Here is a 20,457-nt window from a genome sequence, read left to right on the forward strand (position 1 = left end):
GGCGAGCCTCTCGGCGTGGAACATCAACCACGACGCGCTATTCGTGCAATTCCTTTGCTGCCAGCGGTAGTTCACCGGCCGTCGCGACCGCCTCAACGGTGTGCGGATCGAGTTCGAACAGCTCGCGCAACGCCTCGGCATAGCTGTCGCCGCCGGGAGCCGATGCCAGCTGCTTCACCCGCACGGTAGGGGCGTGCAGCAGCTTGTCGACGACCCGGCGCACGGTCTTGGCAACCTCGTCCCGTTCGGCCCCGGCCAGACCCGGCAGGCGGCCATCCAGGCGCAGTAGTTCAGCCTCCACGACCTCGGCGGCGCGCTGGCGCAACGCGGTGACCGTCGGGGTCACCTCCGCCATCCGCTCGCCGGTCAGGTATCGGGCGACCTCGTCGTTGACGATCTGCCGGGCCGCGCCCGCATCGTTGGCCGCGGCCCGCGCGGTGGGTTCGCGCTGGATGCGTTCCATGTCCACCACGACCACGCCGGGCAAGCCGGCCACGGTCGGATCGACATCGCGGGGCATACCCAGGTCGCAGAAGACCAGTTGACGGCCGCCCTCCAGCGCATGGTGTACATCGGCCAGCGAGATCACCGGACGGACGGCCCCGGTGCAGGACACCACGACATCGGCCTGGGCCAGCGCCTGATCCAGGTTGTCCAGGGTGATCGCCTGAGCATTCACGCCGGCCTCGCGGGCCGTCGCGGCGAGGCGCCGCGCGCGTTCGGCGCTGCGGTTCACCACCCAGAGGTTGTCGATACCCGCCCGGATCAGCTGCGCGGTGGCCAGCGAGCCCATCGACCCGGCACCCACAACGGCCGCGGTACGCCCCGGCAGACCATCGAGCTTCTTGTCGGCCAGGTCCAGCGCCACCGACACCACGGAGGCGCCCGCCGCGTCGATTCCGGTCTCCGAATGCACCCGCTTGCCCACCCGCAGCGCGCTCTGCGACAGCTCGTGCAGCACCCGGCCCACGGCTTGATGCGATTCGGCGGTGGCGTAGGCGTTGCGCACCTGACCCAGCACCTGCTGCTCGCCGATCACCATGGAATCCAGGCCACTGGCCACCGCGAACAGATGCTCGACGGCCGCCTCGCTGTAGCGGACGTAGGCGTATTTGGTGAGTTCGTTCATGCCCATGCCGGCATGCCGGGCAATGGCCTCGCCGATGATGGTCAGACCGCCGTGGAAGGCTTCGACCACCGCATAGACCTCGACCCGATTGCAGGTCGAGAGCACCATTACCTCGGTGACCAGGGGTGATTGCAGAATATGTTCGATGATCTTGGGCTGATCGGCCTCGCCAATCGCCAGCTTCTCCAGCACCGGCACAGGCGCGCTACGGTGCGAGGCTCCGAACAGCAAGACGCTCACCGCAGGTCACTGTCCTGACATGTCAGGGCCTGACGCTCTTCGCGCAAGCGGCTCATCACTGTCCAGCTCCCTTGCTTTTGGTGAGGCTCGAACTCCATGCACGGTAGCCCGAACATGGCCACTGGGCAAAATCCAAACAGCCTGTTATCGGTCACGTTTCAGGTCCGCCCGGAGCCGGGGCTCGTCCACTTCCCAGTAGCTGTGCTCCTGACCGTCGAGCAGAACCACGGGAAGCCGGTCGCCGAACTCGGCACGCAGCGTGGAATCTGTGACGGCGGCCTCATCAACATCGGTGACGGTGAGTGTGACCCCGAACTCGTCGGCCAGGGCCGCCAATTCGCCCTGAGCACGTTCACAGGCAGAGCATCCCGCCCGCGTGAGCAGCGTTAGCGATGTCATATGCCAATTCTGCCACCGGGTCCCCCGAGTACTCGCCACCCTCAGTAGGGTTGAACGGCATTCGCACGCGGCGCACAGGAAGGGCGGGTAACCAGTCATGACCAGCCCCCAGATCAACGGTGAACCCCCTGCCGAGGACTCACGCGAGGAGCAGCTGCTTGCCGAGGCGTTCGCCGAAGACGTCGCGCGTGCCGCCTCCTTCGCCGACGCCGACGCGGCCGACGAACCGCCGCCGGGACCTCCTCCCGCAGATCTGACCGCGGCCGCGTTTTTCGATGTCGACAACACGCTGGTGCATGGTTCCTCGCTGGTCCATTTCGGTCGCGGCCTGGCGCAGCGCGATTACTTCCAGTACTCGGACATGCTGCAGTTCGTCTGGGCACAGGCGAAGTTCCGGCTGACCGGCCGCGAGAACTCCGATGATGTCGCGGCGGGCCGGCAGAAGGCGCTCTCGTTCATCGAAGGGCGCAGCGTCGACGAGCTCGTCGCGCTCAGCGAGGAGATCTACGACGAGACCATCGCCGACAAGATCTGGCCCGGCACCCGGGCGCTGACACAGATGCACCTCGATGCCGGCCAACAGGTATGGCTCGTCACGGCCACACCCAAGGAGCTGGCCGAGACCATCGCTCGCCGGCTGGGCCTCACCGGAGCGCTGGGCACCGTCGCCGAATCGGTGGACGGCGTCTTCACCGGGCGTCTGGTCGGCGACATCCTGCACGGTCCGGGCAAGGCACGCGCCGTCCGCAACCTGGCCATCCGTAATGGGCTGAACCTCAAGCGTTGCACCGCTTACAGCGACAGCGTCAACGATGTGCCGATGTTGTCCCTGGTGGGTACCGCGGTGGCCATCAATCCGGACGCCGAGCTACGCGATGTCGCACGGCGCAGAGGCTGGGAGGTACGCGACTTCCGTACCGCCCGCAAGGCCGCCCGCATCGGTGTGCCGTCGGCGGTGCTGCTGGGCGCCGCGGGCGGCGCGTTGGCGGCCGCATTGGCCCGCCGAGAGAAGTGACCTTCAGCATTACCGCTGCTGATAGGCTCAGCGCCGCTCGAACTGTCCAAGATTCGTCACTGACCTGCAGCGAAATGGGTTAATGCATGGCCATCCGCCAAGACATCGTCGGAACGCACTACCGCTACCCCGATTACTTCGAGGTGGGTCGCGAGAAGATGCGTGAATTCGCGGCGGCCATCAAAGACGAGTGCGAGGTCAACTCCGGCGTCGTCGCACCCATCACCTTCCTGGCCGTCGCGGGGCGGCGTGTGCAGCACAAGATCTTCACCGAGATGGACCTGCCCATCAATGTGGCGCGGGTGCTGCACCGCGACCAGAAGCTCAAGTTCCACCGGCCGATCAGGGTCGGCGACCGGTTGTACTTCGACAGCTACCTGGACAGCGTGCTGGAGTCCCACGGCATGGTGACCGCCGAAGTGCGTGCCGAGGTCACCGACGAGAACGGTGAGCCCGTCGCCACCAGCATTGTGACGATGATCGGCGAGGCCGAGGGGCACGAGACCGACGCGGCTGCCATGGCCGCGAACATCGCCTCACATCGCAAGAACTAGACGCGCCTGCGGCTCAGCCGGTATGCACTCGGGGTGGTGCCGAACCAGCGTCGACAACTCCGGGTGAACACGCTCTGCTCGGCATAGCCGAGTTGCCTGCTCAGATGATCCAAGCTCAGATCGGTGTCCGACAACAGCCTCTCTGCCGCTTCCCGGCGCGTCTGGTCGACGAGTTCGGCGAAGGTCGTGCCCTCGACTCCGAGTCGTCGCTGCAATGTCTTGGGATGGACTCCGAGATGTAACGCGATGTCTCCCAACCCGATCGCCCCCGTCGGCAGCAGCTGCCGGATGAGCATCCGGGCTAACTGACTGGAGTCGGGTGTGCGGTTCGCGTGAGTACCCGTCAGGTAGTCGACGGCGGTCTGATGAGCGAGATGGTCCTTGGGCAGCGACTTCTGCATGTCGGTGACACGCAACGTGAATCCGCCGACGGGTTCGCAGAAGAACGGTGGACACCCGAAATAGCGCTGATACCCCGAGGTGGCGGTGAGCGCCTGATGCGGCAGATGTACCGACACCGGCCGGTACCCGGCGCCCAGGAAGTGGTGCAATACCCGCAGCGTGACGCCAAGGGATAGCTCGACGGCCTGCGCCTGGGGAGGAGCAGGATTCAGCAGGTATTCGAATTCGAACCGGCACAGCTCGGGATTGGGATGCTCCGTCATGCGGGCGCTGATGACCGGACAGTAGGCGCCCATGAATTTTTCGAGAATGGCGAAAGCGTCGGCGACCGTGGCGGCCGTACGCGCCGCCAAACCGACCGGGCCTAGGATCTCGATGCCCTGCCGCCGGGCCAGCTGGCGACCGAAGTCCGGCGCGTTGAGCGCGGTCGCGGTGTCCTCCAAGGCGCGGGCCCCGTTGGGTAGCGAGATAAACCTCTCGTACGCGCCCGCGTCGGCGGGCGAAATCCTGGCCCCAGCAAGCAGTCTGCTGCCGTCGCCTCCGAGCTCGGCCACCAACTGGTGGTAGTTGGTGAGCGCCGAGCCCCGGATGACGGCCATGTCCCGAACTGTCAAATATTTGTCTTCCATTGTCAAGACAAGTAGGTCGAACGTGCTGCACGATCAACGTTCGGCGACCAAGATCGCCATAACAGGAGAGGGCGAGCCGTGGGAATTCGGCGTACACAGTGGACCAAATTATTGGTCGTGATGAGCACCGTCGCGCTGGCAACCGGACTTACCGGCTGCTCGAAAGATTCTGACTCACAGAAGCTTTCCACCGATGAAGCGAAGTCCATCGCGATGGATGCCTACGTCTACGGCTACGCCCTCATTACCATGGAAATGACTCGCCGCGTGATGACCAACGTGGAGAAGCCCGAGGCCCCGCGGGCCCCCATGGGGCAGCTGATGCGCATGCGGGAGTACCCCAACGCCGCTTTCCGTGACGTCACCGCCCCTAACGCAGACACCCTGTACACCAACGGGTTCGTCGATGTCGGCAAGGAACCGTGGATTCTCAGTCTGCCGGAGGCGGATGGCCGGTATTACCTCTTTCCCATGCTGGACGGGTTCACCAATGTCTTCGAGGTTCCCGGAAAACGCACCACCGGCACCGGCCCACAGACCTACGCCATCACCGGCCCTGGCTGGAAAGGAACACTGCCCCAAGGTGTCACCGAGTACAAGTCGCCAACGGCACTGGTATGGCTACTGGGTCGCATCTACTGCACCGGCACCCCGGAGGATTACGCCGCCGTGCACAAGCTGCAGGATGCTATTTCCTTGGTGCCGCTGAGCTCGTACGGCAAGCCCTACAGCCCACCGGCCGGGACGGTCGATCCCACTGTCAATATGAAAACACCTGTCCGCGAACAGGTTAACAACCTGAGCGTCAAGGATTACTTCAACCTGCTGGCCACCCTATTGAAGGACAATCCGCCCACCGAGGCCGACAAGCCGATGCTGGAGAAGATGGCCACGATCGGCATCGAGGCCGGAAAGCCCTTCGAAATAGACAAACTCGGCGCCGATACCGTCAGTGCCCTGCAGTCGGTGCCCAAGGAAGCATTCGACAAGATCATGGCGCACTTCAAGGATGCCGGCGAGAACATCAACGGATGGGTGTTCACCACGAAGACCGGTTTGTACGGCACGGACTATCTACAGCGAGCGATGATCACAGCTATCGGCTTGGGGGCCAACCGACCCCAAGATGCCGTCTATCCCACCTCCGAGGTCGACAGCACCGGCAAGCCGTACGACGGAGCCAACAAGTACGTCCTGCATTTCGGCAAAGGACAGTTCCCGCCAGCCGAGGGTTTCTGGTCATTGACCATGTACGACGCCGGAATGTTCTTCGTCGATAATCCGCTGGGCCGCTACACCCTGAGCCAGCGCAATACCTTTACCGCCAACCCCGACGGTTCGGTCGATCTGTATCTGCAACACGAGAATCCGGGCCCCGGCAAGGAAGCAAACTGGCTCCCGGCACCCACCGGGAAGTTCAATCTCATGCTTCGCCTCTACTGGCCTAAGGAGACCCCGCCGTCGATCATCGATGGCACCTGGAAACCGCCCGCTGTCCAACGAATCCCGTAAGGAGCCGTTCATGAAACTGATTGCCACAGGCCTATTTACGGCCCTGGGTGCTGCGGCGCTCGTCACCGCGGCAGCCGCCAACGCTGATCCGGAGCGGCCACCCAACTGCACGGCGGCCGATTTGGCCGGGGTCTCGGCAGGTGTGGCCGCCTCCACGTCGAGCTATCTGTTCACCCATCCGGACGTGAACGACTTCTTCACAAGCCAGGCGGGCAAGCCGCATAGTGAGGTACAGAGCGCGGTACGGGCCTACTTCAGCACCAATCCGGATGCCGAGAACGATCTACGCGCCATCCGTCAGCCCGTCGTCGACTTCCGTGAGCGGTGCCAGCTGCCGCAGGAGCGCCAGCCGTGAGGCGGGTGACGGCAGCGCTAACCGTCGCCGTGGCCTTCGCCGGCCTGCTGCCAGTTATGCAACCGACAGCCAATGCCGACGTCTGCGTCGGTGGCGGCCGACGGATTTCGGTGAGTGGCTGCGCCAACATCGCCGATACGGTGCAGCGTTACGCGCCCCCGCCCGAGGACTACGCACCCCTGCCGGACGACCCTCCGCCTCCCCCACCCGCACCGAATGTTCATGCGTGCGTGGGGTACAACGGCCGGTGGGTCAGCGCGAGCGGTTGTAATCCCTAACCGTATTGGGCGGCGAGCCTACCGATCACCGCGGCGAACTCGCCCATGGTGGCGTCGAGAATGTCCTTGACCGACTCGACGCCACCGATGCGCCCGGCGACTTGACCGGTCATCGGTATGAAGGTGTTCATGTCGCCCCCGAAATAGAGGTCCAACGGATTCCCGGTCTCCGGAAGCGTCACGACATCCCTGCGTTCCATCTCCTCGGTACGCTCGCTCCGTAGCGCACGAAGCCCAGGCTTGGTCAACCGGTTGAGCAGCACGGTGTCGGTCTCGCGAGCGGCGACCACCGCGGCCTTCCAGTTGCCGTGGATCGGAGATTCGGCGGCAGACATCATCCGCGTACCCATCTGCACTCCCTCGGCGCCCAGCGCAAATGCGGCAGCCATCGACGCACCATCGCAGATCCCGCCCGCGGCGATGATCGGGACGTCGACCTGTGAACGCACCAACGGCAGCAGCACCATGGTGGACGCACCCTTCGGATCCTTGAAACCACCACCCTCGACGCCTTCCACTACCAGCCCGTCGACTCCCGCCGCCACCGCCTTGAGTGCCGCAGCCAGCGTCGGAACCACGTGAAAAACGGTGAGCCCATGGTCTTTCAGGAAGCGCGTGTATTTGTTGGGGTCGCCGGCACTGGTCGTCACGAACTTCACGCCCTGATCGACGACGAACTGCGCGGTGGACGGGTCGCGCACGAAGGCCTGCGCGATGTTGACACCGAAGGGCTTATCGGTGAGCTCACGCATGGCCCGAATCTCACCCTTGATGATGTCGAGCTCGCCAGAACTGGTCTCGATAATGCCCAACCCGCCGGCGTCGCATACGGCGCTCGCCAGCTGCGCGCGCGCAATCCAGCCCATGGGAGCCTGCACGATGGGACGCTCGATACCCAGCAGCTCGGTTACCCGATTCGTAATCACGTGTCGAACCTACGCCGCCGTCACCGGGGCGCCATCCGGATGGCGCCATCGAGCCGGATGACTTCACCGTTGAGCATGGGGTTCTCCACGATGTGCACGGCCAGCGCGCCGTACTCGTCAGGATCACCCAGCCGCGCGGGATGCGGTACCTGTTGTCCGAGGGACTGCTGAGCCGGCTCCGGCAACGAGGCGAGTAGCGGCGTCTTGAAGAGCCCCGGTGCTATCGTGCAGACCCGAATCAGACTGCGCGCCAGGTCGCGTGCCACCGGTATGGTCATCCCGGCCACGCCCGACTTGGACGCGGTGTAGGCGGCCTGACCGACCTGACCCTCGAACGCGGCGACCGACGCCGTATTGATGATGACGCCGCGCTCCTCGCCCTTGAGCGGTTCGGTCGCGGCGATGCGCTGGGCGGCCAACCGCAACACGTTGAAGGTACCGATCAGGTTGACCTCGACCACCTTCCGGAAGTCCGCGAGCGGGAACGGCCCCTCCTTGCCGAGGGTCTTGATCGCGTTGCCGATGCCCGCGCAATTGATGTTGATACGCAGCGGCCCCATCGACTCGGCCACATCGAGCGCCTTGTCGACACCCTCCTCGTCGACGACATCCGTGGCGACGAATCTGGCACGGTCGCCCAGCGCGGCCACCACTTCCTCCCCCTTGAGGTCGATGACGACCACCGAGGCCCCGGCGTCCAGCAGCCGTTTGGTGGTCGCCAGACCCAGGCCTGACGCCCCGCCGGTAACGACCGCCACCGCGTCCTTGATCTCCACGTGCGATAACTCCCTTCAGTGCGGTTCTCCGCACACAACCCGGTTTCCGACGAACCCGTAGTCGAATGAATGTGATTGACGCCCTGGGAATCTGAGCCGTCCGCTAATGCACCTGTGCACGTCCCCGTGCAAGTACCGCCGTCCGTCTGGCGGCGATATCGTCGCCGCTGGTCGCAGCCATCCAGGCGCGGGCGGACTCGGCTTCGATCCACAATCCCGTCTGGGTCTGACTCAGGTCGATGCGGTGGTACGAATCCAGCAACGCGCGGACGGCGTTCTGGTTGTTACCGACTATCGACGAAGCTATCCGGTGTGCGGTCGACATCAGCTCACCGTGCGGAACCACCTCGGTGATCAGACCGGCAAGCCGCGCGTCCTCGGCTGAGAGGTAGTCGCCGGTCAAACTCATACGGCGGGCCACGCCCACACCTACCTTCTGGGGCAGCCGCACACTCAGACCCCAAGAAGGCAGTAGGCCCACCCGGGCATGGGTGTCGGCGAATCGCGCGTGCTCGGAGGCGATCAGCACATCGCAGTAGAGCGCGATCTCCAGGCCACCGGTGACAGCGGGTCCGTTGATGGCTCCGATCACAGGTTTTCGCATATCCGGCCACTGCGGAGAGATATCCGGCAGATCGGTGTTGCGGCCGAACTCCTTGAGATCCAGTCCGGCGCAGAACACCGGATCGGCGCCCGTCACGATCACCACATCGACGCCGTCGTCGGCTTCGGCGGCCCGTAGTGCCGCGAAGAAGAGGCCGCGCAGCTCGGCCGACAACGCATTGCGGGCCTGCGGTCGATTCAACGTCAGGGTGCGCATACGGTCGACGGTCTCGACGAGCAGAACAGGCGCACCCATATCGGTCACAGCGGCCGGCCTGGTGCCGTCGTGCACTCCGGCTGTCGCATAGCTGCCCTCCGACTGTTGACGAGGCGGTATCACGCACCTACGCTAGCACTGCTAGATCAATCTATCTACCGCTAGGGTTTCCCGACCCGTCGCCGACCCAGATGCTGGAATCAGTCGGGACAGGTTGCCCACGAACGCATCTCGTCACAGTTCGGTGGCCGCAGCTTAACCGCGGGACGTCCTACAAGGAAGGTGTCATGTCCGATTCTTTTAACGCATTCGTGGTGAACAAGAACGACAGCGGATTCAGTGCTGGCGTACAACAACTCACACTTGAGGACCTGCCCGCGGGTGACGTCACCGTGCGAGTCCAGTATTCGAGTGTCAACTACAAGGACGGCCTCGCCTGCCTTCCCGAAAGCCCCGTGGTCACCTCGTACCCGATGGTCCCAGGCATCGATCTCGCAGGCACCGTCGTCGAATCGAGCGACCCCCGCTTCACAGCCGGCGACGAGGTGCTTGCTATCGGCCGCGCACTGGGCACCGCACAGTTCGGCGGCTATGCCGAATACGCTCGCCTGTCCAGCGATTGGCTGGAACCCCTGCCCCCCGGCCTCACGCTGAAAGAAGCGATGGCCCTTGGCACCGCGGGGTTCACGGCGGCACTCGCGATCCAGCGGCTCGAGGAGAACGGTCTACGGCCGGGCGACGGCCCCGTACTGGTCACCGGCGCCACTGGCGGCGTCGGCAGCACGGCCGTCAACATGCTCGCCGGCCTTGGTCACGAGGTCGCCGCCAGCACCGGTAAGTCCACCGAGCACGAGTATCTCCAGGAGCTCGGTGCCACCAAGATCCTCAGCCGCGAAGAGGTCTCCGCACACAGCGACAGCCCACTGGAGGGCGAGCTCTGGGCAGGTGCCGTGGATCCGGTGGGCGCCGACACTACTGCGTACCTGTTGCGGACCACACGCTACGGCGGGTCGGTCGCGACCTGCGGGCTCACCGGCGGTTTCGCGGTGAATACCACCGTGCTGCCCTTCATCTTGCGCGGTGTGAATCTGCTCGGCATCGACTCCGTGCAGTGCCCCGAAGATGTGCGCGCGGTGGTCTGGAAGCGCCTCGGCGCCGATCTCAAACCAAAGAACTTGGCGGACAGCATTTCCCATGAGGTCGGCCTGGAAGAAATTCCGTCGGTGACCGCAAGCATCCTTGGCGGCGGCGTCAAGGGCCGAACCATCGTGCGGCTCTAGAGCCGACCCCGACCGCTGCTGCGCCCACCGGCGACCCGAAACCTCGGTGGGCGCAGCGGCCCATCAACTACCCAGCTTCCGCATAAAACGGATTCCGCCGGCAAGACTCCTTCCAGAATGGAACGACCGAGATGGCCGAACTTACTATCGAAGAGATGGAAGCAATCCTCGCTGAACACGAAATCTGTGAGCTCGCGCAGGATATCGAGGCGACCATGGGCACGGTAGTTCCCAACCCACACTATGAATTTCCGACCGCCGGATGGGCCGCGGACGGCCAAGAGGCGGTTCGCGAAGCTCGCCAAGCCCTTGGACCACAACACAATTAATCTGACAGCCGCCCAGGATTTCGTGCGCCCAGCCCTACCACGCCCGACGTAAGGAATCGAATGACCGTCCAAGTGATCATGGAACTGACCGTCAAGGAGAACCGCCACGCCGACTTCCGGGAGTTCATGGTGAAGATCCTGCCGCACTCCCGGTCCTACAAGGGCTGCGTATGTATCGAACTCGTTCGCAATCAGGATAATCCGGCACATCTGCTCGTCATGGAGAAGTGGAACGGCCGCCAGGACTACGAAAGGTACCTCTCCTGGCGAATGGAGTCGGGCCTCATGAACGAGATCGCGGAGATGATCGAAGATCAACCGAAACTGCAATTCTTCGACCCGATAGGGCTGTAGACACTCGCCCCGCAACGCATCTGACACGAAAGAAGTGCGCCAAGGCGCCGTACGACCCTTGCCACCCCTTGCCATTGTATAGATTGATCTAGTACCGTGATATCGCGGCCCCAGCAGCCAGGTAGCGCACATAGCGCGCAGCGTCCCCAGAGCTGACCGCGCTGGCCGGAGCTCCGGGTCATCCCCGCATCATGTGGAATCCAAAATTGGAAAGGTTAGGCAAATGATCAAGATCGAGCGGGTGGCGCACGTCGTCATCAAGGTCCGCAGCCTGGAGAAGTCGCTTGACTTCTACACCCGGATCCTTGGGCTGAAGGTGATGGGCACCATCGACCCGGCAGTCGTCTTTCTGTCGACCGGTCGCGATCACCACGAACTCGGCATAGCTCAGCTCGGCGACGAGGCACCCAATGGAAAGTTCTACCAAATCGGCATGGAACACTTCGCATTCAAGCTCCGCAACGAGGATGACCTCATCGAGGCCTACGAGACTCTGCTACACGAGAAAGTCCAAATCGCTTACACCGTCAACCATGGCGTGACCAAGAGCATCTACTTCTACGACCCCGACGGCAACGAGCTCGAAGTCTATGCGGACAACTCGCCGGAAGAGGTCGCAAGTTTTGAGAATCCGTATGGCGGGATGGAAAAGCTGGCCTTTGCCACCGACCAGCCGTCGTTGATGGACTCACTGATCAAGGCTCAGCAGGAAATGGCCGAGGCAGCCGCCGCCCAATCCTGATCTTCCGCAATGCCATTGGCCCGGATCCACATGCGGCGCGCCTCACCTACCCGTGAAAGCAGCCGACGGATCCGGGCCAATTCGCGTATGGCCGCTCCGCCACCCACTATGTTTCGCCGACGAAGTCGGCTACATCGATTCCGAAGGTGATCGCCATGAGTCGGCGGAACTGGCTGCCGTGGAAAACAAGTGGCGGGGCTGCCGGATTGGCGTGCAGGCCATGGATCTCAAGCAACGCCATGACATGATCACCGGCCGGAACCTCGGCATGCAGGGAACACTCCAGCCACGCGGTGGCACCACGAACGAACACCGCGTCCCCGGCCGAGTGATCCCAGGCGATATCGGCGAATCGGCCCGCCTTCTTGCGGGCGAGATCCATGCAGATCCCATCTTGCCCCTGCGCAAGGATGCTGATCCCCATCCGGGGTTGTTCGCGCAGCGCTTGCCAAGTACCCGAAGATGTCTGAAAGCACAGCGATACCAGCGGGGGCGCCAGGGAAACAGACGTAAACGAGCTGGCAGCCATGCCGATCGGTTCGCCATCAACCTTCGCGCATACCGCGGTCACCCCCGATGGAAAGCAACCGAACGCGCGGCGCAAGAGACCAGGATCGGTGTCGATCGATTCGATGGTGATCATGGGCTTCCCGTCGTGTTCTCCGGCTTCCGCCGCGAGATTGGATGTACGAAACTACTTCCGCCAGTCGGACTTCAGCTCCGACTGCCAATCAGAGGCCAGCGCGGAGTTGAAGCGGGCCATGTCATAAGCGGCATCGGGCACGATTTCCGCATCCGCCATATCGCGGCTCTGATCAAACCGTTCGGCGACGAACTCGGCGGTCAATTCGGCGTCGGCGACACCCTTGTTGCCGTATATCCCGTATCGGCTGAAACGGCCACCGCCGATACGGAACAGTTCACCCGAAACATTGCATTCCCTGCTGCACAGAAAGGCAACACCCTCGGCCACCAGCTCGGGTGTGTGCGACTTAAACCAGTCCATGGTTCCGGGCTCGGCAGTGTCGTCGACGCTTCGCGTATAGGCCTGGGGAAAAATAGTATTCACGAGAATGCCGAGGGGGCCACCCTCGATCGCGGCGGAACCCGAGATACCGATGATGCCACCTTTCGCAGCCACATACGCCAGCATTCCCTGTTGCCCCAGAACAGTATTCGACGATGTATTGACGATCCGGCCGTAATTCTGATCGCGCATGATGGGCCAGACACGGCGCATCAGCATCAGCGACCCAATCAAGTTGCTGCGAATCACGCCTTCCAAATTTTCGTCGGCATCCTCATCCACGTTGTGGAACGGCCGACTGCCGCCCGCATTGTTGACGAGAATGTCAACACGCCCAAAGGACTTCATCGCAGATTCAACGATTACCCGCGCACTCTCCCCGGTTCCGACCGCCGTCCCGTCCGCGACCGCCTCACCGCCGGCAGCCACAATCTCGTCGACAACCGACTGCGCCACCTCGTTCGTACCGGGTGTCAGCGTGTCGAATCCACCACCGTAGTCGTTGACCAGGACCTTCGCGCCACGCTTGCCCAACGCCAAGGCCGTCGCGCGGCCAATGCCGCGTCCGGAACCCGTGACGATTGCGACCTGACCCGCAAAACTCAGCATCGACTGTCCTCGCTCTGTGTTCTCAATACCCAGCGCACTCGCGGCGACTCACCGCCGGTAGGCCTCCGCGAGTGCGTGGCTCAATACTCCGATACCCCACCGTTACTGAATGTTTCGGCGAGATACGGTGGCTTAGTTAATGGTGATTCCGTGACGCGCAGCCACCTCGTACGCATCATGCCTATCGATCATGGGGGCCGCATCGGCCAGCTTCGTGACGCCTGGAACGTCGGCGAAATCCGGGCCCAGGTTTTCACTCATCATCTCCGCGAAGTGGCCGTCCATGTACATCCGCTCGCCAGAAATCAGCTTCTGCTCCGGATCGAAGGACATGACAACGATGTATCCGCCGGTGACCCGCTCGCCGTTGGATTTCGTGAAGGACACGTGTGCCTCGCGAACCAGCGTGTTGTGCGAGATGGCATGTACGCGCATCTGAGCGGCGACATTCCGCTCACGCGTACCCGGCATGATCCGGCTGTATGCCTCGCGAACGGCGTCGTAGCCGTCGAACGCGAACCCCAGCGTAGGAAGCTCGTAGTGGGGATTGTCGACCAATGTCGCCATGGTGGCGTCCAGGTCCTCCTCTAGCTCACCCTTCTCATGGGCGAGCAGAACTGCTTCCATTTCTTTCTTGGACATTTCTTCCATGGCCTGCGGGTCTCCTTTGAACCGTTGATGGGCTGAGATCAGGTCTAGCGCCAACCTGCGTCGTCTTGTTCGCGCCTAGCGCTCGCGCCAGTGCCGTGACCTATCTGACAATTTATCATGTCAGATGAGTCTTGTCCCCTCTTTCTTCCCGAAAGTAATTGCGTATCAAGAACACTTCGAAGGCCGGTGACAAAGAACGGACAATCGGGAGCGCCGCGAGGACTATCTCGCGTGGCATATCACGTTCGATATCACGGTCTAGCTGGTCATGCGTGTGCGAAAAGCCTTGCAATCCAGTCGTTTCTCGTCGCGGTCGCCGTCTGAGCCAACGCGGTATGCGGAGCGACCATATCGAATCCGTGGAATCCACCGGGCCACACATGCAACTCAGCCTGTACGCCCGCGCACCACAAACGTGTCGCGTATTCGACGTCCTCGTCGCGAAAGACCTCCGCCGAACCACAGTCGATGAAGGTGGGCGGCAGCCCGGCAAGATCCCTCGCACGGGCCGGCGCGGCGTAGATAGACACGTTGTCGGTGGCACGCCGGTCGCCGAGCAGCGCGTCCCAGCCCACCACGTTACTTGAGCGGATCCACAGGCCGGCGTTCTCGTATTGGACAGTCGAAGCGGTCTGATCACGGTCGTCGAGCATCGGACAGATCAGTACCTGCCCGGCCAGGCCGGGACCGCTGCGATCGCGTGCCATCAACGCGCAACCGGCCGCGAGACCTCCACCCGCGCTGGCACCGACAATGATCAGTCGATCCCTATCTATCCCGAGTTGAGCAGCCTGTTCAGCGGTCCAGAGCAGCCCGGCGTAGCAGTCCTCGACCGGATAGGGGTCTGGGAATTCCGGCGCCAGCCGGTATTCCAGGGTCACCGCGACGGCATCGTGTTCCACGATCCACGGCATGATCTGGGCAATACCGACCATCGGATTTCCGGCGATCATGCCTCCGCCATGCACATGGTAAATGCCTGGCCCCACACTGGATTTGTCCGCTCGCCGGATTACCGAGGCGACAAGCTCGGCGCCTTCATACCCCGGGATGGTCACCTCACTCCGGATCAGGCCGGCCGCCGCCAGGTCATCATCGGTAGCGACTCCGGGTAAGGGGGCCTGCCGTAGCTCCCCGATCGTCTCCGCCGTGACCGCGGGTATCTGATCGGCCACCGCGGCCAGGATCGCTTCCAACTCGGGATCGAATGGCGGGCATACCGCTGAACTGCACATCAACGCTCCTAATAAGGTGAAGGGATAAAAGAACTTTGGCCGATCTTCTACGGCTGGGGTTCGTACGGCGGCGGCCCATCGCGGTCGTCACACAGCTCGTTCACCGCGATGTCGACGATCGTGTTGGCTTGCTCTTCGGTCAGTCCGTACGGTGGGTGCAGGGCCGACTGATAGACAGTCTGCTCAACCCACTGCCGCGGCGGCTTACCCCTGGTCCTGAGCGCACATATTTCATGTCCCCATTCTTTGAGCTCGTACTCGCCACGCGGAGTGTTGATTCCAGCATCGTGCAGTTTCTGCAGATACGACTTGCCGTCTGCCCATGCCGTACCAACACTCACGGTGGCGGACAGGCCGGTCAACATTGCCCAGAGGGCCACCACGCTCAGAACAGTCGATGGACACCCGCGCCGGTACGTCACTTGTCCCCGACCACCTGACCGATACCGCCGACGTCGGTGATCTTCCAGTCATTCGCGGGATCGATTGTCACGGCATACGTGGCCGTCGACTGCAGATTGTCGGGCGCCTGCACGGTCTTCGTTCGCACACTGACGAACGAATCCACAATGTAGACGCCCTTCTCATGCGATCTCACCCTGGCGGCAATGGGCTTCGCCGTCGACGTCCATTGCAGCGGAAGCAGGAGCTGTTCCATCGCGTTGGCGGCGTCCGTGAGTTTCTTGGTGAGCTCGGGGGTCGTCCCTTCAACCAGCGCACGTTTCCACGGCGCCAAGTCCTTGTAGCTCATGATCGCGGCCCGCACGGCGTAGTCGAGTGCGACTTGCTCGGCGTGCTCACTATCACGTGCTTGCTGCGCCTGGGTGTCGAGGTCTCGATCGGCACCGACATACATCCAGCTCATTGCGGCCAGCGCCACAACAAGTGCTGTGATGATCGCCCCCAACGCCAAGCCCCGCACGGAAAGTGAGATCCTGCGCTCCTGACGCACGGCCGACTCTGTCTGCGTGACAACCGTTTCCCGATCTTCAGCGCCTTGCTCACCGGAGGCCCGATCCTCGGCGTCATCCTCAGCAGAATCATCATCGACCAACAGCTTGTTGTCCTCTGCAGCGGTAGTACTCATATCCGCACCAACTTTCGGGTTGTTGTGTAACTACCTTTTCGGCGGCCCCGGTACATCAGCCACCGGCCGTAGGAAGTGTTTGACCGGTCCGCGGCAGAGCGACGTGCAGTTCGATCGCGCCATCTGGCGGCGTCGCCGCCAAGAGATTGGTCAAGATCTGGCTACTGTCGATATTGCCCAGCGCGCTGGCAATAGCCTGGATATTGGGGGTAAGAGGTTCGGTGAGCACCCGAAGATCAGCACCTCTGTCGTCTAGGAACTGTTGGATGCGTTGCATGAATCTGCCGAAGATGTAGACCGATCCGGGCATGTCATTCCGCAAGGCATTATTAGCCCCGCCCCGCCATAGCTTGACCAGATATTCCCCTGCCGCCTTGATACTCGGCGCCGACTGCGCAAGCAATGAACCAACGAATCCCGCATTCTCCAAAAGGCTCTGAAGATTCTCCAAAGCTTGTCTGCCTCTTCCATCGAGACCGATGGTGGTGTTGTTGAGAACCTGGCTCGCGCGTTCCAGGTTGGGCAGTACGGAATAGGGGTCAGGCAGCGCGGCATCGGCCTGGCCGACGACATGCTGAAGCTGTTCGGGGTCGAGCTGGTTCAGCACCCGTACCACACTCGAACCCAGTTCCGAGATCGACTTTGGCGCGACAATCGCCGCCGGCGCAACGCGCTGTCCATCTCTGAATACCTGCCCACCGGCAGTCTTCGGCTCCAGTTCGAGATATGACTCGCCGAGCGCGGACAGGTTTTCCAGCCGGACAACACTGTCGGCGGGCACTGCGAATCGGTTGTCGATATAGAAGTGAATGGTGGCGTTGGCAGTCGACGTCTCGATATTGTCGATCTTGCCTACCGGTACGCCACGGAGTAGCACGTTGGAGCCGATCACCAGATTGTTCACATCCGCGACATCCATCGACAGGTTCGTCCGGTTATCGGGTACACCGACGTGTACCCCCAGGCGCGCGATGTACGTCAGGCACGCGGCGACCATCACCGCGAATGCTACGAAAACCGCTGTTGCTCTCAATGTCACGGAACAGCTCCCAACATCCGCAGTACCTGCTCGACATTGCCCGACAGTTCACGCCCGTCGGGCCCGACGATGGACGTGATGTTGATCGCCGGATACTTATCCTGAGGCAAGAAGTACTCGTTCATGAACTTGCGCCAACGCGGGTACTCCCCTTCCACAACTTGTTTCGTTCCCTGTACCGCAGTCATCGCGTTGCCCAGCGACGCGAACGCGGGAACCAGCCAGTATCCACTGCTGTAAATCGTTCCGATGGAGGGCAGCAGATTGCCGAATTCCCTCGCGATGACGGTGGATCGCTGGAACCCGCGTACGCCTTGCGGGGTAAACCAGAAGCTCATCTGCGGGGCCCACGAAGCAGCCACATTCGATGTCTGTTCCAGGCTCTTGATCATGACGTCGACGGTGTCGATGTTGTCGGAGACCTGATTCAGATCGGTGGTGACCTGCGAAACCACCCTGTGCACTTCTTCTTTCGGCGGCGTGATCCGGTTCAGCCGTACCAGGGTGTTCTGCGAGCGCTGAATGGATCCGCTACCGATGAAGTTTGCCAGACTGGCAATGGTGTCCTCTATCTGCGGCGGAGATACGGTTTGTTGCAGGGGAATTCGTCCGCCGGCCCGTAACACCGGTGCGGGTTCGGCACCACCGGTCACAGGCTCCAGCGCCAAGTAGATATCCCCGAGCACAGTGGCTTGCTGCAGCACCGCCGTCACATTGGACGGTACCTGAACACCACCCTGAATACGTGCCGTGACATCGACATGGGTACCGACCTCGGCCACCTTGCTGACCTCTCCCACCTTCGTGCCATCCAGGACTACTTTGGCCCTGTCCGGCAGATTGAGGACATTGGCGAACTCGGCGATGATGTCGTAGCCGTCGCGATAGGAGTGCCCCGGCATCGGGATGGCATCGACCGATAGCGACGAGCAGCCGGTGATGCTCATCGCGCCGATCACCGCACAAATCAGAAGTCGCACTCGAGTAGTCATCGTCGCTGGGCCTCCGTGAGGACGTACTGCAGCAGGGCGACGTCAACCACATACGGCCGACCACCGACGTCCGCACAGCTTCCGGGGGCCGACGAATTCATCGCCCCACATGCCAAAAGCCCATTGGGAGTAGGTATCCGGAACAGCGGCGGGCGCCAGGTCAGCACCGGGAACAGATGGTTGTTCAGACGCTTGGCAAGCCCACCATCCGTCGCTCCGGGGGGCTCACCGTTGATACCACTGATGAACCGCGGCAGCGGATTCAACATGTCGACGACACCTTTGTAATGTGGGCTCGCCATGCGGATCAACTCGCCGGTCGCATCCAGCGCGGTCTGTACCTCGGGCCCCATTTCCAGCTCGATGTCGTTGACTATCGTCATGATCTCGGTCATTGCCCCCGCGAACTCAAGGGCTCCGTGCTCGGCCTCGAACGCATGCGGAACTATCTCGGGGAGGTCCGTGACAATCTGCTTGAGCGGCGCACGGTTGGCTCGCAGCATCGAGGTCAGTTCGGCGATGTTCCTGGTGATCTGACCCATTTGCGAAATGGCCTGGTCGGGGTTGTCCAGTAGCTTCGAGGATCGGGTCAGCAACTGATTTGCGCGCTCGCCCTGGCCCGCCATTGCCTTATCGATCCCACGGAGGGCATCGGCGAGATTCGTCGAACCGTCCGGATTGATAGCGTTGACGAAGTCGGTAGCCGAACCGATGATCCGGGCGATACTCAGTGGCGTGGCCGTCTGATTCAGCGGGATGCATTCGGACGGTTGGAGTTTTGGTCCACCCGCATAGTTCCCGACCAGCTCCAGAGAGCGATCCGCAAGGATCGAGGGAGAACGCGTGACAGCTCGTACCCCTGCGGGCACCGGCCGCTCTGTATCGAGAGAGAACACGACTTTGACCTGCGCGGCCGCCGGTTCGATCCCAAGCACCTCACCTATCGGGTATCCCATCTGCGTGACATGGTTTCCCACATAAAGTCCCACGCTGTCGGACATGAAGGCGCAGAATTGGTTCGCCATCGGTTCCGGCGCCATGGCCGAGGAAATCCCACACGAGGTGGCACCGAAGACGGACAAGCCCGCCAATATCACCATCGCGAACAACCGGGTCGCAGCGGATGGACACGGCATCAGCAGCGCCTCCCTTCGACCGGAAAGCACAGGTCGGTCGCTAGGAGTTCTGGTGGTGTGCCCGCATTTTGGGCGTCGAGGGTCGTTTGCATCCGCTCGCGGACCCGGCGCAACCATCCGACCAAAGCACCGTTGCGATCGGCGACCGTCTGAAACTCCGAGAGCACCCCCCGAACTCGGTTGATGAAGTCCTGTCGGTGAGTGAAGTAAAAAGGAACCAGTGGATAGATGTCATCCACGACCTTCCCCAAACCCTCGATCGACGACGCGAATCCCGAGCCATAGAGCACAAGCGTTTCCTCAAGGATGGCGACACGAGAAATCAGGTATTCCAGCAGCTTTCGATTGCCGTTTAGGCGGCTGATGTACTCATTGGACATGTCGAGAATGCTGGTGAGCTGACCGCGTTGGCGCTCCAACACCTCGCTGACGCTGTTACCGGCGTCGAGAATCTTCGCCAGAATGTCGGTGTTGTTGCCCGCCAGGCCCTGCTGAATCTGGTTCAGCGACTCGTTGAGCGGCCGGGCAGCCACCTGGTCGGTGATCTTTGTCGCATCAGACAGTGTCCTGATAAGGCTGTACGGCATCGTGACTCGCTCGGTCGGGATGGTCTGTTGCCCGAGAGCACGATCGCCGAGTGGTATCAGCGTGACAAAGTACCCGCCCACGACGGTAAGCATCCGGACCTCGACCTGTGTCTGGTCGCCGACAAACACCTCGTCCTTCATCGAAATCTGCACCCGAACCTGATGGGGTTCGAGCGAGATCCTTTTGACGGTTCCCACGTCGATGCCCGCTACCCGGACCGAATCGCCCGACCTCACCGACGCCACATCGTCGGTATAGAACGTTACGAGCTGTCGGTGCGGCGGCGTGATATACACCCAGCCAACCACGAGGGCCACCACCAGGGCCAGAGAAATCGTTGTCACCCCCAGAAA

Annotated in this window: 25 protein-coding genes; 9 read left to right on the forward strand and 16 right to left on the reverse strand. The window is 62.3% G+C overall.

What is annotated here, in order from left to right:
* Positions 1 to 37: 37 nt before the first annotated feature.
* Both ABG82_RS22520 and ABG82_RS22525 read right to left on the reverse strand, forming a co-directional pair.
* Positions 38 to 1,369, reverse strand: coding sequence for a glutamyl-tRNA reductase (locus ABG82_RS22520; RefSeq protein ID WP_043076993.1), 1,332 nt, complete (start codon positions 1,367 to 1,369; stop codon positions 38 to 40).
* A 144-nt stretch (positions 1,370 to 1,513) separates the two neighbouring features.
* Positions 1,514 to 1,768, reverse strand: coding sequence for a glutaredoxin family protein (locus ABG82_RS22525; protein ID WP_043076992.1), 255 nt, complete (start codon positions 1,766 to 1,768; stop codon positions 1,514 to 1,516).
* Positions 1,769 to 1,865: 97 nt separating this feature from the next.
* On the opposite strand from ABG82_RS22525, the gene ABG82_RS22530 reads away from it, so the two are divergent.
* A complete protein-coding gene (locus tag ABG82_RS22530) occupies positions 1,866 to 2,783 on the forward strand; it encodes an HAD family hydrolase (protein ID WP_043076991.1) in 918 nt (305 codons plus the stop codon).
* An 86-nt stretch (positions 2,784 to 2,869) separates the two neighbouring features.
* A complete protein-coding gene (locus ABG82_RS22535; protein WP_043076990.1) occupies positions 2,870 to 3,337 on the forward strand; it encodes an FAS1-like dehydratase domain-containing protein in 468 nt (155 codons plus the stop codon).
* Here ABG82_RS22535 and ABG82_RS22540 read toward each other — a convergent pair.
* Positions 3,334 to 4,338 (reverse strand): AraC family transcriptional regulator, encoded by a 1,005-nt coding sequence (locus ABG82_RS22540; RefSeq protein ID WP_078343814.1) that lies wholly within the window; start codon positions 4,336 to 4,338, stop codon positions 3,334 to 3,336. The genes ABG82_RS22535 and ABG82_RS22540 overlap by 4 nt on opposite strands.
* A gap of 108 nt (positions 4,339 to 4,446) precedes the next feature.
* On the opposite strand from ABG82_RS22540, the gene ABG82_RS22545 reads away from it, so the two are divergent.
* The 3 genes from ABG82_RS22545 to ABG82_RS22555 are packed head-to-tail and all read left to right on the forward strand — an operon-like array spanning position 4,447 to position 6,513.
* Positions 4,447 to 5,880, forward strand: a complete 1,434-nt coding sequence (locus ABG82_RS22545; protein ID WP_043076988.1) for a DUF1254 domain-containing protein — start codon at positions 4,447 to 4,449, stop codon at positions 5,878 to 5,880.
* Between the two features lie 10 nt (positions 5,881 to 5,890).
* Positions 5,891 to 6,235 carry a heme-binding protein gene (locus ABG82_RS22550; protein WP_043077105.1) on the forward strand — a complete coding sequence of 115 codons (345 nt, stop codon included), beginning with the start codon at positions 5,891 to 5,893 and terminating at the stop codon, positions 6,233 to 6,235.
* A complete protein-coding gene (locus ABG82_RS22555; protein WP_052510951.1) occupies positions 6,232 to 6,513 on the forward strand; it encodes a hypothetical protein in 282 nt (93 codons plus the stop codon). The genes ABG82_RS22550 and ABG82_RS22555 overlap by 4 nt, the downstream gene beginning before the upstream one ends.
* On the opposite strand, the gene ABG82_RS22560 is transcribed toward ABG82_RS22555, so the two are convergent.
* From ABG82_RS22560 to ABG82_RS22570, 3 genes are all read right to left on the reverse strand, one after another.
* Positions 6,510 to 7,439: an NAD(P)H-dependent flavin oxidoreductase gene (locus tag ABG82_RS22560; RefSeq protein ID WP_043076987.1), complete on the reverse strand. Its 930-nt coding sequence runs from the start codon at positions 7,437 to 7,439 to the stop codon at positions 6,510 to 6,512. The genes ABG82_RS22555 and ABG82_RS22560 overlap by 4 nt on opposite strands.
* A 20-nt stretch (positions 7,440 to 7,459) precedes the next feature.
* On the reverse strand, positions 7,460 to 8,215 hold the full coding sequence (locus ABG82_RS22565) for a 3-hydroxyacyl-CoA dehydrogenase (RefSeq protein ID WP_043076986.1): 756 nt from the start codon (positions 8,213 to 8,215) through the stop codon (positions 7,460 to 7,462).
* Between the two features lie 103 nt (positions 8,216 to 8,318).
* The gene (locus ABG82_RS22570) at positions 8,319 to 9,074 is read right to left on the reverse strand and encodes an enoyl-CoA hydratase (RefSeq protein ID WP_043077104.1); all 756 of its coding nucleotides are present in this window, start codon (positions 9,072 to 9,074) and stop codon (positions 8,319 to 8,321) included.
* A 248-nt stretch (positions 9,075 to 9,322) separates the two neighbouring features.
* Between ABG82_RS22570 and ABG82_RS22575 the strand changes: the two genes are divergently transcribed.
* The 4 genes from ABG82_RS22575 to ABG82_RS22590 all read left to right on the forward strand — a co-directional run bounded on the left by ABG82_RS22575 (position 9,323) and on the right by ABG82_RS22590 (position 11,740).
* Positions 9,323 to 10,315: an acrylyl-CoA reductase family protein gene (locus ABG82_RS22575; RefSeq protein WP_043076985.1), complete on the forward strand. Its 993-nt coding sequence runs from the start codon at positions 9,323 to 9,325 to the stop codon at positions 10,313 to 10,315.
* A gap of 131 nt (positions 10,316 to 10,446) precedes the next feature.
* Positions 10,447 to 10,644, forward strand: a complete 198-nt coding sequence (locus ABG82_RS22580) for a hypothetical protein (protein WP_054416772.1) — start codon at positions 10,447 to 10,449, stop codon at positions 10,642 to 10,644.
* 60 nt (positions 10,645 to 10,704) lie between these two features.
* Positions 10,705 to 10,998 (forward strand): putative quinol monooxygenase, encoded by a 294-nt coding sequence (locus tag ABG82_RS22585; RefSeq protein ID WP_054173179.1) that lies wholly within the window; start codon positions 10,705 to 10,707, stop codon positions 10,996 to 10,998.
* Positions 10,999 to 11,221: 223 nt separating this feature from the next.
* Positions 11,222 to 11,740 (forward strand): VOC family protein, encoded by a 519-nt coding sequence (locus ABG82_RS22590; RefSeq protein ID WP_043076983.1) that lies wholly within the window; start codon positions 11,222 to 11,224, stop codon positions 11,738 to 11,740.
* A 106-nt stretch (positions 11,741 to 11,846) separates the two neighbouring features.
* Here ABG82_RS22590 and ABG82_RS22595 read toward each other — a convergent pair whose 3' ends face one another.
* The 10 genes from ABG82_RS22595 to ABG82_RS22640 all read right to left on the reverse strand — a co-directional run bounded on the left by ABG82_RS22595 (position 11,847) and on the right by ABG82_RS22640 (position 20,448).
* Positions 11,847 to 12,383: a flavin reductase family protein gene (locus tag ABG82_RS22595; protein WP_043076982.1), complete on the reverse strand. Its 537-nt coding sequence runs from the start codon at positions 12,381 to 12,383 to the stop codon at positions 11,847 to 11,849.
* Between the two features lie 51 nt (positions 12,384 to 12,434).
* A complete protein-coding gene (locus ABG82_RS22600) occupies positions 12,435 to 13,376 on the reverse strand; it encodes an SDR family NAD(P)-dependent oxidoreductase (RefSeq protein WP_043076981.1) in 942 nt (313 codons plus the stop codon).
* 132 nt (positions 13,377 to 13,508) lie between these two features.
* Complete coding sequence (locus ABG82_RS22605; RefSeq protein ID WP_043076980.1) at positions 13,509 to 14,027, reverse strand: hypothetical protein; 519 nt, start codon at positions 14,025 to 14,027, stop codon at positions 13,509 to 13,511.
* A gap of 266 nt (positions 14,028 to 14,293) precedes the next feature.
* Positions 14,294 to 15,262: an alpha/beta hydrolase fold domain-containing protein gene (locus ABG82_RS22610; RefSeq protein ID WP_043076979.1), complete on the reverse strand. Its 969-nt coding sequence runs from the start codon at positions 15,260 to 15,262 to the stop codon at positions 14,294 to 14,296.
* 47 nt (positions 15,263 to 15,309) lie between these two features.
* Positions 15,310 to 15,645, reverse strand: a complete 336-nt coding sequence (locus ABG82_RS22615; RefSeq protein WP_131676238.1) for a DUF732 domain-containing protein — start codon at positions 15,643 to 15,645, stop codon at positions 15,310 to 15,312.
* A 35-nt stretch (positions 15,646 to 15,680) separates the two neighbouring features.
* Positions 15,681 to 16,349 (reverse strand): hypothetical protein, encoded by a 669-nt coding sequence (locus tag ABG82_RS22620; RefSeq protein WP_043076977.1) that lies wholly within the window; start codon positions 16,347 to 16,349, stop codon positions 15,681 to 15,683.
* 55 nt (positions 16,350 to 16,404) lie between these two features.
* Positions 16,405 to 17,388, reverse strand: coding sequence for an MlaD family protein (locus tag ABG82_RS22625; RefSeq protein ID WP_234707991.1), 984 nt, complete (start codon positions 17,386 to 17,388; stop codon positions 16,405 to 16,407).
* Positions 17,385 to 18,380 carry an MlaD family protein gene (locus ABG82_RS22630; RefSeq protein WP_043076975.1) on the reverse strand — a complete coding sequence of 332 codons (996 nt, stop codon included), beginning with the start codon at positions 18,378 to 18,380 and terminating at the stop codon, positions 17,385 to 17,387. Before ABG82_RS22630 ends, ABG82_RS22625 begins: the two co-directional genes overlap by 4 nt.
* Positions 18,377 to 19,516, reverse strand: a complete 1,140-nt coding sequence (locus ABG82_RS22635; protein ID WP_043076974.1) for an MlaD family protein — start codon at positions 19,514 to 19,516, stop codon at positions 18,377 to 18,379. The genes ABG82_RS22630 and ABG82_RS22635 overlap by 4 nt, the downstream gene beginning before the upstream one ends.
* On the reverse strand, positions 19,516 to 20,448 hold the full coding sequence (locus ABG82_RS22640) for an MlaD family protein (protein ID WP_078343813.1): 933 nt from the start codon (positions 20,446 to 20,448) through the stop codon (positions 19,516 to 19,518). The genes ABG82_RS22635 and ABG82_RS22640 overlap by 1 nt, the downstream gene beginning before the upstream one ends.
* Positions 20,449 to 20,457: the final 9 nt, after the last annotated feature.

It is taken from the genome of Mycobacteroides immunogenum (assembly GCF_001605725.1).
In the GTDB taxonomy this organism is placed as follows: Bacteria; Actinomycetota; Actinomycetes; order Mycobacteriales; family Mycobacteriaceae; genus Mycobacterium; species Mycobacterium immunogenum.

Bases quoted from the DNA above. Each gene is read 5' to 3' on its own strand.
- ABG82_RS22525 (WP_043076992.1), bottom strand. From the start codon at position 1,768: ATGACATCGCTAACGCTGCTCACGCGGGCGGGATGCTCTGCCTGTGAA.
- ABG82_RS22530 (WP_043076991.1), top strand. From the start codon at position 1,866: ATGACCAGCCCCCAGATCAACGGTGAACCCCCTGCCGAGGACTCACGC.
- ABG82_RS22535 (WP_043076990.1), top strand. From the start codon at position 2,870: ATGGCCATCCGCCAAGACATCGTCGGAACGCACTACCGCTACCCCGAT.
- ABG82_RS22540 (WP_078343814.1), bottom strand. From the start codon at position 4,338: ATGGCCGTCATCCGGGGCTCGGCGCTCACCAACTACCACCAGTTGGTG.
- ABG82_RS22550 (WP_043077105.1), top strand. From the start codon at position 5,891: ATGAAACTGATTGCCACAGGCCTATTTACGGCCCTGGGTGCTGCGGCG.
- ABG82_RS22570 (WP_043077104.1), bottom strand. From the start codon at position 9,074: ATGGGTGCGCCTGTTCTGCTCGTCGAGACCGTCGACCGTATGCGCACC.
- ABG82_RS22575 (WP_043076985.1), top strand. From the start codon at position 9,323: ATGTCCGATTCTTTTAACGCATTCGTGGTGAACAAGAACGACAGCGGA.
- ABG82_RS22580 (WP_054416772.1), top strand. From the start codon at position 10,447: ATGGCCGAACTTACTATCGAAGAGATGGAAGCAATCCTCGCTGAACAC.
- ABG82_RS22585 (WP_054173179.1), top strand. From the start codon at position 10,705: ATGACCGTCCAAGTGATCATGGAACTGACCGTCAAGGAGAACCGCCAC.
- ABG82_RS22590 (WP_043076983.1), top strand. From the start codon at position 11,222: ATGATCAAGATCGAGCGGGTGGCGCACGTCGTCATCAAGGTCCGCAGC.
- ABG82_RS22595 (WP_043076982.1), bottom strand. From the start codon at position 12,383: ATGATCACCATCGAATCGATCGACACCGATCCTGGTCTCTTGCGCCGC.
- ABG82_RS22600 (WP_043076981.1), bottom strand. From the start codon at position 13,376: ATGCTGAGTTTTGCGGGTCAGGTCGCAATCGTCACGGGTTCCGGACGC.
- ABG82_RS22605 (WP_043076980.1), bottom strand. From the start codon at position 14,027: ATGGAAGAAATGTCCAAGAAAGAAATGGAAGCAGTTCTGCTCGCCCAT.
- ABG82_RS22610 (WP_043076979.1), bottom strand. From the start codon at position 15,262: ATGTGCAGTTCAGCGGTATGCCCGCCATTCGATCCCGAGTTGGAAGCG.
- ABG82_RS22620 (WP_043076977.1), bottom strand. From the start codon at position 16,349: ATGAGTACTACCGCTGCAGAGGACAACAAGCTGTTGGTCGATGATGAT.
- ABG82_RS22630 (WP_043076975.1), bottom strand. From the start codon at position 18,380: ATGACTACTCGAGTGCGACTTCTGATTTGTGCGGTGATCGGCGCGATG.
- ABG82_RS22635 (WP_043076974.1), bottom strand. From the start codon at position 19,516: ATGCCGTGTCCATCCGCTGCGACCCGGTTGTTCGCGATGGTGATATTG.